The 11761-nt window shown below is 61.8% G+C and carries 8 protein-coding genes and 3 pseudogenes; 5 read left to right on the plus strand and 6 right to left on the minus strand.

Annotation, left to right across the window (positions count from 1 at the left end; genetic code table 11):
- The 5 genes and pseudogenes from mdoH to L9Z73_RS16415 form a co-directional block, all read left to right on the plus strand.
- A pseudogene (gene mdoH / locus L9Z73_RS16395) lies at positions 1-2235 on the plus strand (glucans biosynthesis glucosyltransferase MdoH); the annotation flags it as partial.
- 186 nt (positions 2236-2421) lie between these two features.
- Positions 2422-3222, plus strand: coding sequence for a transporter substrate-binding domain-containing protein (locus L9Z73_RS16400; RefSeq protein WP_247402930.1), 801 nt, complete (start codon positions 2422-2424; stop codon positions 3220-3222).
- 219 nt (positions 3223-3441) lie between these two features.
- The gene (locus L9Z73_RS16405) at positions 3442-4239 is read left to right on the plus strand and encodes a transporter substrate-binding domain-containing protein (protein ID WP_105695026.1); all 798 of its coding nucleotides are present in this window, start codon (positions 3442-3444) and stop codon (positions 4237-4239) included.
- 146 nt (positions 4240-4385) lie between these two features.
- Positions 4386-5345 carry an amino acid ABC transporter permease gene (locus tag L9Z73_RS16410; RefSeq protein ID WP_247402931.1) on the plus strand — a complete coding sequence of 320 codons (960 nt, stop codon included), beginning with the start codon at positions 4386-4388 and terminating at the stop codon, positions 5343-5345.
- A complete protein-coding gene (locus tag L9Z73_RS16415; RefSeq protein WP_247402934.1) occupies positions 5338-6072 on the plus strand; it encodes an amino acid ABC transporter ATP-binding protein in 735 nt (244 codons plus the stop codon). The genes L9Z73_RS16410 and L9Z73_RS16415 overlap by 8 nt, the downstream gene beginning before the upstream one ends.
- 20 nt (positions 6073-6092) lie before the next feature.
- On the opposite strand, the gene L9Z73_RS16420 is transcribed toward L9Z73_RS16415, so the two are convergent.
- The 6 genes and pseudogenes from L9Z73_RS16420 to L9Z73_RS31540 form a co-directional block, all read right to left on the minus strand.
- A complete protein-coding gene (locus L9Z73_RS16420; protein WP_247402936.1) occupies positions 6093-8000 on the minus strand; it encodes a methyl-accepting chemotaxis protein in 1908 nt (635 codons plus the stop codon).
- 143 nt (positions 8001-8143) lie between these two features.
- Positions 8144-9016: a methyl-accepting chemotaxis protein gene (locus L9Z73_RS31530; RefSeq protein ID WP_430624297.1), complete on the minus strand. Its 873-nt coding sequence runs from the start codon at positions 9014-9016 to the stop codon at positions 8144-8146.
- Positions 9002-10060: pseudogene (locus L9Z73_RS31535) on the minus strand (methyl-accepting chemotaxis protein); the annotation flags it as partial. The pseudogene L9Z73_RS31535 and the gene L9Z73_RS31530, both read right to left, overlap by 15 nt.
- 81 nt (positions 10061-10141) lie before the next feature.
- Positions 10142-10849, minus strand: coding sequence for a 16S rRNA (uracil(1498)-N(3))-methyltransferase (locus tag L9Z73_RS16430; protein ID WP_247402941.1), 708 nt, complete (start codon positions 10847-10849; stop codon positions 10142-10144).
- Entirely contained in the window at positions 10846-11640 is a 795-nt protein-coding gene (tatC, locus tag L9Z73_RS16435) for a twin-arginine translocase subunit TatC (RefSeq protein ID WP_247402944.1), read from the minus strand. The genes L9Z73_RS16430 and tatC overlap by 4 nt, the downstream gene beginning before the upstream one ends.
- Positions 11641-11652: 12 nt before the next feature.
- Positions 11653-11761 (minus strand): annotated as a pseudogene (locus L9Z73_RS31540) (hypothetical protein); the annotation flags it as partial.

The raw sequence follows: 11761 nt of genomic DNA on the forward strand, positions 1-11761 counted from the left end.
GACCGGTCGCACCAACCCGCCGACGCCGCCGAAAGACGAACGTGTGCTGCCGGCAGCGCGCTGGCGCACCGTCGGTTCGATCCGTCGCTACATCCTGCTGACGCTGATGCTCGGCCAGACGATCGTGGCCGGCTGGTACATGAAAGGCATCATGCCGTACCAGGGTTGGTCGCTGGTCGACTTCGACGAGATCCGCAACCAGACCCTGCTGCAAACCGCTACCCAGGTACTGCCTTACGCGCTGCAAACCAGCATCCTGATCATGTTCGGGATCTTGTTCTGCTGGGTGTCGGCGGGTTTCTGGACCGCGTTGATGGGCTTCCTCGAACTGCTGACCGGCCACGATAAATACCGGATCTCCGGTAAAAGTGCCGGCAACGAGCCGATTTCGAAGAATGCGCGTACCGCGCTGGTGATGCCGATCTGTAACGAAGACGTGCCCCGCGTATTCGCCGGCCTGCGTGCGACGTTCGAGTCGGTGGCCTCTACCGGTGACCTGGACCGCTTCGACTTCTTCGTGCTCAGCGACAGTAACGACGCCGACATCTGCATTGCCGAGCAGCAAGCCTGGCTCGACGTGTGCCGCGAAGCCGGTGGCTTCGGCAAGATCTTCTATCGCCGCCGTCGCCGTCGCGTCAAACGCAAGAGCGGCAACCTCGACGACTTCTGCCGTCGTTGGGGCGGTGATTACAAATACATGGTCGTTCTCGACGCCGACAGCGTGATGAGCGGCGAATGCCTGACCAGTCTGGTGCGCCTGATGGAAGCCACGCCGGATGCCGGGATTATCCAGACCGCGCCACGGGCGTCGGGCATGGACACCCTGTATGCGCGCATGCAGCAGTTCGCCACCCGTGTGTACGGTCCACTGTTTACCGCCGGCCTGCACTTCTGGCAGTTGGGTGAATCCCACTACTGGGGTCACAACGCAATCATCCGTATGAAGCCGTTTATCGAGCACTGCGCCCTGGCGCCGTTGCCGGGTAAAGGCGCGTTCGCCGGTGCGATCCTGTCCCACGACTTCGTTGAAGCCGCGCTGATGCGCCGTGCCGGCTGGGGCGTGTGGATTGCCTACGACCTGCCGGGCAGCTACGAAGAACTGCCGCCGAACCTGCTGGACGAACTCAAGCGTGACCGTCGCTGGTGCCACGGCAACCTGATGAACTTCCGCCTGTTCCTGGTCAAGGGCATGCACCCGGTTCACCGTGCGGTGTTCCTTACCGGCGTGATGTCTTACCTGTCGGCACCGTTGTGGTTCTTCTTCCTGGTGCTGTCCACCGCGTTGCTGGCGGTGAACACCTTGATGGAGCCGCAGTACTTCATGGCGCCGCGCCAGTTGTACCCGCTGTGGCCGCAATGGCATCCGGACAAGGCGGTGGCGCTGTTCTCCACCACCGTCGTGCTGCTGTTCCTGCCCAAGTTGCTGAGCGTCATTCTGATCTGGGCCAAGGGCGCGAAAGAGTTCGGTGGCAAGTTCAAGGTGACAATGTCGATGCTGCTGGAGATGCTGTTCTCCATGCTGCTGGCGCCGGTGCGGATGATCTTCCACACCCGCTTCGTCCTCGCCGCGTTCCTCGGCTGGGCCGCGACCTGGAATTCGCCGCAGCGTGACGACGACTCCACCCCATGGGGTGAAGCGGTCAAGCGCCACGGTCCGCAAACCCTGCTCGGTTTCCTCTGGGCGCTGTTGGTGGTGTGGTTGAACCCGAGCTTCCTGTGGTGGCTGATCCCGATCGTCGGTTCGCTGATGCTGTCGATCCCGGTGTCGGTGATTTCCAGTCGGGTCAAGCTGGGTCTCAAGTCCCGTGACGAGAGCCTGTTCCTGATCCCTGAGGAATACAATCCGCCGCAAGCGCTGCTGTCGACCGAGAAGTACACCCACGAAAACCGTTGGCACGCCCTCAACGACGGGTTTGTGCGTTCGGTGGTCGACCCGCAGCAGAATGCCCTGGCCTGCGCCTTGGCGACCTCGCGTCACCGTGAGGCGGAGCCGATCGAGTACCTGCGTGGCGAGCGCGTGCGTTATGCGTTGAAAGTCGGCCCTGCCGGCCTCACCAACGCCGAACGCCTGGCCTTGCTCAGTGACCCGGTGGCCCTGGCCCGCTTGCACGAGCAGGTCTGGAGCGAAGGGCATGCCGAGTGGTTGGGTGCCTGGCGCGAGTCGATCAAGTCCGATCCGCACGCGCCATTGCTGCCGTTGCAACCGCTGTCGTCCCAGGCTCAACCGGCCTGATTCAGACGCCCCCGAGGGTTCTCCTCGGGGGCATCTCAAGCGCTGGTCCTACAGCGTTTTCCGCGTCTTCCTTTGCACCCTAACTCCTTGTTATTTCGAAACAAAAGTCCCTGGCTCGAGGCGTATTGCCGTGCCTGTGTCTGAGTTAGCATCGCCCCCCGAAATTTGACTCGACCACAGGGGGATTCATGATCAAAAGGTATTGTTCGGCATTGCTGATGGGCGCTGTTGCATTGATTCACGGTGGTCTGGTGCAGGCCGGCGCGCTGGACGACGCCGTTCGGCGTGGCGTGCTGAAAGTGGGCACCACGCCCACCTACGTGCCGTTCGAGATGACCGATAAACAGGGGCGTATCGTCGGTTTTGAAATCGATTTGCTCCAGGCGATGAGCCGAGCCCTGGGGGTAGAGCTTGAGCTGGTGGCGGTGCCGTACACCGAGTTGCTTTCGGGGCTGATGGCGAGGAAGTTTGATCTGATTGGCAGCGGTATGACGGTCACGCAGGAGCGCAACCTCAAGCTGAATTTCAGCGACTCCTTTATCGTGGTCGGCCAAACGGTGTTGCTGCATCCCCGCCTCGCCGGCAAGGTTGCCAGCATCGAGGACCTGGACGACGCCGGCTACCGCATCGCCACCACTGAAGGCACTACCGCAGAGGCTGCGGCGCAACGATTCCTCGGGGCTGCTCGGCTAAGCAGTTTCGCGACGCCGGAGGAAGGGGTGCGTCAGGTGGTGATCGGTGCGGCCGATGCGTTTATCCATGACGCGCCCTACAACCTGATCGCGATGACTCGGCCGGAAAACCAGGCATTGCTGGTGCTGGAGCAACCCTTCACCTACGAGCCCCTGGCGTTCGGCCTGAAAAAGGGCGATTACGACAGCCTGAACTGGATCAACCATTTCCTCAACCAAGTGGCGCAGGACGGTACCTACGATCGGCTGTACGACAAGTGGTTCAAGGACACCGACTGGATGGCGGAGGTCGACTGAAAGTCATAAGTGCTTACACATCAACCCATTGCCTGAGCCGGGCGATAAGGTGTCTATCCCTGCGCTTCTGCGTGGCGTTGTAGGGTTATTCCGACATACCTCGACAACAATTACCCGTGAAACCTTTGTGCCGGGCAGCGAGTGGGTTAGGATCGCACCCCGAAATGGTGCAGCCCTTTTGCGCGCCGACCTTATAAGAATCGTTCAGGGGACTTGATGATGAAAAAGTATCTTTCGATGCTGCTGCTCGGCGTCACCGCGCTGGTCGCGGCCAATGCGGCCCAGGCCGGTGCCATCGACGATGCGGTCAAGCGCGGCACGCTGAAAGTCGGCATGGACCCGACCTACATGCCGTTCGAAATGACCGACAAGCGCGGTGAAATCATCGGCTTCGAAGTCGACATCCTCAAGGCCATGGCCAAGTCCATGGGCGTCAAGCTGGAGCTGGTGTCCACCGGCTACGACGGCATTATCCCGGCCTTTCTCACCGGCAAGTTCGACATGATCGGCAGCGGCATGACCCTGACCCAGGAACGCAACCTGCGCCTGAACTTCAGCGAACCCTTCATCGTGGTTGGCCAGACCCTGCTGATTCGCAAGGACCTGGAAGGCACCATCAAGTCCTACAAAGACCTGAACGACGAGAAATACCGCCTGACCTCCAAGCTCGGCACCACCGGCGAGATGGTTGCCAAAAAGCTGATCTCCAAGGCCAAGTACCACGGCTACGACAACGAACAGGAAGGCGTGCTGGACGTGGTCAACGGCAAGGCCGATGCCTTTGTGTATGACGCGCCGTACAACGTCGTCGCCGAGAAGAAAGTCGGTAACGGCAAGCTGGTGTTCCTTGAAGAACCCTTCACCTTCGAGCCGTTGGCCTTCGGTCTGAAGAAAGGCGATTACGACAGCATCAACTACATCAACAACTTCCTGCACCAGATCAGGAACGACGGCACCTACGATCGCATCCATGACAAGTGGTTCAAGAGCTCCGAGTGGCTCAAGGACATGGAATAAGGCTGGCTGAATACCGAGTCGCGCCTATCGCGAGCAAGCCCGCTCCCACACTCGACCGAGTTCCAGCATGAGAATGCGGTCGACATGTGGGAGCGGGCTTGCTCGCGATGGCGGTATGACAGGCGACACACATTCCGGAACCTGAAATGAAACAGAAAAAAGCCCAATGGCCCTGGCACCTGCTGACCGTGGTCGTGCTGGTCGGCCTGGCTGGCGCCTTGTACTACGCCACGTCGCTGATGTCCTACGAATGGCGCTGGAACCGCGTGCCGCAATATTTCGCCTATCAGGCTGAAACGTCCCAGCGCGCGGCGGATGTGTCCACCGTTGTCGAGTTGGTGCGCAAAGGCGATGTGGCCGAAGTCACTCTGCGCAACGACGCGGGCACCGAGCAAAAACTCACCGTGGCCGACAACAGCCTGCAAGTGGCACGTGGCGATGACGTGGCGGAAGGCGATGTAGTGGGCGTGACCCGGCAGTGGGCGCTGGGACCATTGATGTGGGGCTTGTGGACTACCTTGTGGCTGTCCGTGGTGTCCGGGGTATTGGGCTTGGCGATCGGCCTGGCGACGGGTTTGTGCCGGCTGTCCAGCAACCCGACCTTGCGCGATCTGTCGACGATCTACGTCGAACTGGTGCGCGGCACCCCGCTATTGGTGCAGATCTTCATTTTCTATTTCTTTATCGGTACGGTGCTCAACCTGTCCCGGGAGTTTGCCGCGATCGCTGCGCTGTCGCTGTTCACCGGGGCCTATGTGGCGGAAATCGTCCGAGGCGGTGTGCAGTCGATCACCCGAGGCCAGAACGAAGCCGCGCGCTCGCTGGGCTTGAGTGCCAGCCAGTCGATGCGCCATGTGGTGCTGCCGCAGGCGCTCAAACGCGTGCTACCGCCCCTGGCCGGGCAATTTATCAGCCTGGTGAAAGACACTTCGCTGGTATCGGTGATCGCGATTACCGAGCTGCTCAAGAGCGGCCGCGAAGTCATCACCACCTCGTTTTCGCCGTTTGAAATCCTGTTCTGCGTGGCAGGCCTGTACCTGTTGATCAACCTGCCGCTGTCGAAAATGGCCAGCCGGCTTGAGCGGAGGCTCGCGCAAAGTGATTGAAGTCCGCGATCTGGTAAAAGTCTTCGACACCCGTGGCCAGGTGGTGCGCGCGGTGGACCACGTCACCACCCAGGTCGCCAAGGGCGAAGTGCTGGTGGTGATCGGCCCGTCTGGCTCGGGCAAGTCGACCTTCCTGCGCTGCCTCAATGGCCTGGAAGAGTTCGATTCGGGTTCGGTGAGCATCGACGGCCTGCAACTGGCTGATCCGAAAACCGACGTGAACGCCTACCGCCGCGAAGTCGGCATGGTGTTCCAGCACTTCAACCTGTTCCCCCACATGACCGTGCTGGAGAACCTGTGCCTGGCGCAAAAAGTCGTGCGCAAGCGTGGCAAGAAAGAGCGTGAAGCCAAGGCCCTGGCGTTGCTGGAAAAGGTCGGCATTGCGCAAAAGGCCAACGAGTTCCCCTCGCGGCTGTCCGGCGGCCAGCAGCAACGGGTGGCGATTGCCCGTGCGCTGGCGATGGAACCCAAGGTGATGCTGTTCGACGAGCCCACCTCGGCCCTCGACCCGGAAATGGTCGGCGAAGTGCTCGACGTCATGAAAACCCTGGCCCTGGAAGGCATGACCATGGTCTGTGTCACCCACGAAATGGGCTTTGCCCGTGAAGTGGCGGACCGAGTGCTGTTCTTCGACCATGGCAAGCTGCTTGAAGACGCGTCCCCGGCCGAGTTCTTCGATGCGCCGAAAGACCCGCGGGCTCAGGCCTTCCTGCGCCAGGTGCTGTAATCACGCTCACGCGATGAAGGTTAAAGTCGGAACCTGCTGACAAGCGTCTGTAGGTCCAGGCTCAACTGGGTCAACTGAGCGCTCGCTGCCGCCGTTTCTTCACTGGCGGCGGCGGTTTGCTCGGACACATCGCGCACCTTCAAGACACTGCGATTGATCTCCTCGGCCACCGCGCTTTGTTCCTCGGCGGCGGCGGCAATCTGCGGGTTCATTTCCTGGATGACCGACACCGTGCGGGCAATTGCCGCCAGGGCGTCGCCGGCGTCGCGGGTCAAGCCGACGCTGTTGTCCGTCAGGCTGCGACTGCTGTCCATGATGTCCGCCACCTGTTGGGTGCCGGAGTGCAGGCTGAGGATCAGTTCTTCAATTTCCTCGGCCGACGCCTGGGTGCGCCGGGCCAGGCTGCGCACTTCATCGGCGACCACCGCAAAGCCTTCTCCGGCACTGCCCGCGCGCGCGGCTTCGATGGCGGCGTTCAACGCCAGCAGGTTGGTCTGCTGGGACACTGATTTGATCACGTCCAGCACGCTGCCGATCTTTTGGCTCTCTTGCTGCAACGCCAGCATTGCTCGGCTGGAGAGGGCCATTTCACTGGCCAGGTGGCCGATTTGCTCAACGGCCTGTGCAACCACCTTGTCGCCGACGCGGGTCTGTTGGTCGGCTTCACCCGCCGCGATCGACGCTTGTTCGGCATGCCGCGCGACCTCCTGGGCGGTGGCGAGCATTTCATTCATTGCCGTGGCGACCTGATCGGTTTCGTCCTTTTGATTGTTGACGCCGGCGCGGGTCTGTTCGGTGACGGCCGACAACTGCGTGGCCGCACTGGCGATTTGCCGGGCGCTGTCGCCAATACCGCGGATCAGGCCGCGCAGGTTGCGGGTCATCTGCCCGATGCTCTGCTGCAACTGGCCCAGTTCATCACGGCGCTCCACGGCGGGTTTTTCGCTTAAATCGCCCGCTGCGATGCGGTTGGCGGCGGCCAAGGCTTCACGCAACGGCAGGGTGATCTGCCGGGCGATCCACCAGGCGGCCAGGGCGCCGAGCAGCAGAGCGGCAAGCGTGACGCTGACCAGCAGTGTTCGGGTGTGCTCCGCTTCCCGGTCGCGTTTGAGGACCTGGCCCTGGCTCACCAGGTCGCTTTGTTCGAGCAACTGGTTGAGTTGCTGTTCAAACCGGTTCTGCGCGGTTTCGGTCGTGACTTGGGTCTCCTTGAGTTTGATCAGCAGGGTGCGATAGGTGGCCAGATCCGTCGTGAGCACGACAGAGTCGACGGGCAGGCTTGTGACCGCGGCTTGAGCGATATCCAGGGCGTCGAGGGTCTTGGCCACCGCTTCGGCGTAGGCTTGCAGCGATTCGGCGGCCCAGGCGGGGCTCTGTGCGCGATCTTCGGCCTGTTCCATGGCTTGGCGCAGGCTCTCGATGGCATCGAGGGCTTGCTGGTCTTGCTGGTCAGGCAGTTCGCTGGCCAGTTGCGCGAGGGTGTCGCTGGCTTGCAGGGCGATCTTATGCAGCGGCGGCCGGGTGTTTTCCCGCTGTTCGATCAAGGGTGGCAATTCCAATAGCGCCGCTTTGAAGCTGGCCACGAGCCGCTCCGCTTCTTTGAGGCGCTGCAGGTCGGTCGGATCAATGACGTGCCGTGACAGGTAGTCGAGATGCTGGTCGATTTTTTCGATCTGCTGCCTCATTTTGCCCAGGCTGGCGGTGTCCGTGAGGGTTCGGTAAACGATGCGGTCGGCGCGCATCGCCTCGGCGTCGGCAGCCAGTTGGCCCAGCACCGTCAGGTTGCTGGAGCGGAACAGGGCGGCATTCAAGGCCTGCCAGCCGGTCATGGCAATGATGAAACTGAGGATCAGCACCTGGCCAAAGCCCAGGGCGAGTTTGAGTCGGACGCTGGCGTTGACCAGCAAGTGGGTCAGCCGAGGAAACATGGTGAACCTCCAAATCTGAAAAAGCGCTGCGCAACAATGCAAACGCTAAATCGATTTGGGGTGAGGGCGGGCTGATAAGTGCGTAGGAAGTTTCACAAGTTGCTGAAGTGCGGCGCCCCGGATGGCTCGCCGCCCAGCGCCGGTCAGATGCGAAAGCGCCCGACCAGGGTTTGCAGGTAGATGCCCAGGCGCGCCAGTTCAGCGCTGGAGGCGGCGGTCTCTTCACTGGCCGAGGACGTTTGCTCCGACACATCGCGCACGTTCAATATGCTGCGGTTGATCTCTTCGGCCACGGCGCTTTGTTGCTCGGCGGCGGTGGCAATCTGCGAGTTCATCGCCTGAATGGTCGACACGGTGCGAGTGATGTTTTCCAGGGCGCTGCCGGCGCGGCGAGTCAACTCGACGCTGCTGTCGGTCAGCCCGCGGCTGTTGTCCATGATGGTTGCCACCTGCTGGGTGCCAGCTTGCAGGCCGACGATCAGTTCTTCGATCTCTTCCGTGGATTTTTGCGTGCGTTGAGCCAGGCTGCGCACTTCATCGGCCACCACCGCGAAGCCACGCCCGGCTTCACCGGCTCGTGCCGCTTCAATCGCAGCGTTAAGCGCCAGCAGGTTGGTTTGCTGGGCCACCGACTTGATCACGTCGAGCACGCTGCCGATCTTGTCGCTTTCGCGCTTGAGATGGCTCATGGCCTCGGTGGAGTTGCCGACCTCAGTGGCCAGGCGTTCGATCTGGGCGATGGCTTCACCGACCACCTTGTCGCCTTCGCGGGCCTGCTGGTCCGCCACCAAGGCGGCTTCGGAGGCTTCCTCGGCGTTGCGCGCAACTTCCTGCACGGTCGCGGCCATTTCATTCATGGCGGTGGCGACCTGGTCGGTCTCGATTTTCTGATTGTTGACCCCGGCGCTGGTCTGCTCGGTGACCGACGACAATTGTTCGGCGGCGCTGGCGATCTGGGTGACGCCGTCGCTGATGCCGCCGATCAGTTCGCGCAGGCCCACGGTCATGCTTTGCATGGCGCGTTGCAGTTGGCCCAGTTCGTCCTGGCGTGTGGATGTCAGGTCGTGGCTCAGGTCGCCCGAAGCAACGCGCTCGGCCACCTTGAGGGTCTGATTCAGCGGGATGACGATCTGGCGCGTGATCGCCCAGGCGGCCACCAGGCCAAAGATCAATGCCAGTACGGTGGCGAGCAGCAGCAGGTACCTGGCCTGGGCGGCATCGGTGTCGCGCACTGCGGTCTGGGAAAGCGTGAGTTTATCGCTGCGGCTCAGCAGGATATCGCCTTGTGCGCTCATGGTTTTGAGTGCGAGGGCGGTGGCGACCTGGGAGTCGCGGAACTGGCTGACAGCGGCGCGATAGGCTTGCAGCGAGACACTGGCCTGTTGCAGGTCCGCCTGGTATTGCGCCGGCAATGCGCCTTGCAGTTCAGTGATCTTCTTCAGGGCGTTGTCGATGGCGTCGAGCGCAGGTTGCTCAGCCTCGACCTTGCCGCTGTAGGTGTAGCCGCGAACCTGGAAGCGCGCTTGCTGGATCAGCTTGCTCAGGTCGACCACGCTATTGAACTGGGTGACGCTGTCGCCTTGCAGCAGGGACTTCTCGACTTCATTCACCTTGAGCACGGCATTGTCGGCGGTATTGCCCAGCTTGCTGCGCGCATCTTCGCGGTTGGCGCCGGCTTGCGCCATATCGCTGAATGCGCGCTTGTATTGGTCCACGGCGGCCAATTGCTCATCGATCAGGGCGATGTCCGTGGGATTTTCGATCAGCGTGCGGGCGGTCTTCATGCCGCTGTCCAGCCGGTTCAGCAGGTCGCTGACGGCTGCCGTGCCTTGTTCGCCATGGCGCATTTCATAGTCCAGGCGGGCGATACGCAGGTCTTTGGTCAAGACATTGAGGCTGGAGATATACCCCAGTTTGTCGCCACGGCTGCTCACATCGCCCAGGCCGGTCCAGCCGGTGAAGGTGATCAACAAGGTAAGGAGCAACACCAGGCCAAAGCCTACGCCCAGCTTGTGGTTGACGCTGACATTCCCCAACTTTTCGGCTAACCAACGATACATGCTGCGAACTCCTGCGGAACAAGGCTTGAACTTATTCGAAGGTTATCGGCAGTACAGAACGATTCTGTAGGAGTAGGGCGGTTAGAACAGCCGGGCGAGCAGGGCGGTGACGGCGGTCTCAACCCGCAGGATGCGTGCGCCCAGTTGCACCGGTTGCAAGCCGGCCTTGGTCAGCAGGTCGACCTCGTAGGGAATCCAGCCGCCTTCCGGGCCGATAGCCAAGGTCACCGGCTCATCCAGCCCGCGCGGGCAGGATGGGTAATCGCCGGGATGGCCGATCAGGCCAAGGGTGCCTGCGGTCAGAGCGGGCAGGCGGTCTTCGACGAAGGGCTTGAAGCGTTTTTCGATGATGATCTCGGGCAGCACCGTGTCCCGCGCCTGCTCCAGGCCGAGGATCAATTGCTCGCGAATCGCCTCGGGCTCCAGGAAGGGGGTTTGCCAGAAGCTCTTTTCCACGCGGTAGCTGTTGAGCAGCACTACCTTCGGCACGCCCATGGCGGCGACGGTTTGCAGCACCCGGCGGAGCATTTTCGGGCGGGGCAGGGCCAGCAACAGGGTCAGCGGCAGTTTGGCCGGCGGCGGTAGGTCGAAGGCCACTTGCAGCTCGGCTTCGTGGGCTTCCAGGCGCAGCAATTGTGCATTGCCCATCAGCCCGCCGATGCGCCCGACCCGCAGGTTGTCGCCCACCGTCGCGCGGTGGACGTCCTGCATATGCACCAGGCGCCGGTCACGCAGGACCACCCTGTCGGCCGCGATAAAGTCGGCCTCTTCAAGCAGCAGCAGGTTCACGGCTGGGTCGCTGGCGGCTGGTCGTTGTCGTCGGCGGCTTGGTCGTCGGGGTGTTCGCCACGCTTGGTGATCAGGCTGCTGAACAGGATGCCGATCTCGAACAGCATCCACATCGGCACTGCCAGCAATGTCTGGGAGAAAATGTCCGGCGGGGTCAGGATCATGCCGACCACGAAGCAGCCGATGATCACGTAGGGGCGGACCTTCTTCAGGTATTGCACGTTGACCACGCCGATCCACACCAGCAACACCACGGCCACCGGGATTTCGAAGGCTACGCCGAAGGCGAAGAACAGCGTCATCACGAAGTCGAGGTAGCTGGTGATGTCGGTCATCATCTCCACGCCGGCCGGGGTGGCGGCGGCGAAGAACTTGAAGATCAGCGGGAACACCAGGAAGTAAGCGAACGCCATGCCGGTGTAGAACAGCAGGATACTCGACACCAGCAAGGGCACCGCGATGCGCTTCTCATGCTTGTACAGGCCGGGGGCGATAAAACCCCAGATCTGGTGCAGGATCACCGGGATCGCGAGGAACAGCGAGACCATCATCGTCAGCTTCAACGGCGTGAGGAACGGCGACGATACGTCGGTGGCGATCATCGTCGCGCCCGCTGGCAGGTAATGGCGCAGTGGCGTGGAGACGAAGGTGTAGATCTGCTGGGTAAAGGCGAACAGCCCGGCAAAAATTACGAAGATCGCCGCCACGCAACGCAGCAGGCGGGTACGCAGCTCGGTGAGGTGCGAGACCAGCGGCATGTGCTGGTCGTTTTCCGGTTTATCAGCGCTCATGGGGCTCGCGGCGGCAATGTATTCGACCATGTCATTACGCTCGGCTTCACCATGCACCAGCACGTCCAGGCCGAGGTTTTCCTGCACCTCAACGGCGTGACGAATCTCGCTGTGCATCGCC

This window comes from Pseudomonas emilianonis, from assembly GCF_023072625.1.
Classification (GTDB): domain Bacteria; phylum Pseudomonadota; class Gammaproteobacteria; order Pseudomonadales; family Pseudomonadaceae; genus Aquipseudomonas; species Aquipseudomonas paraveronii.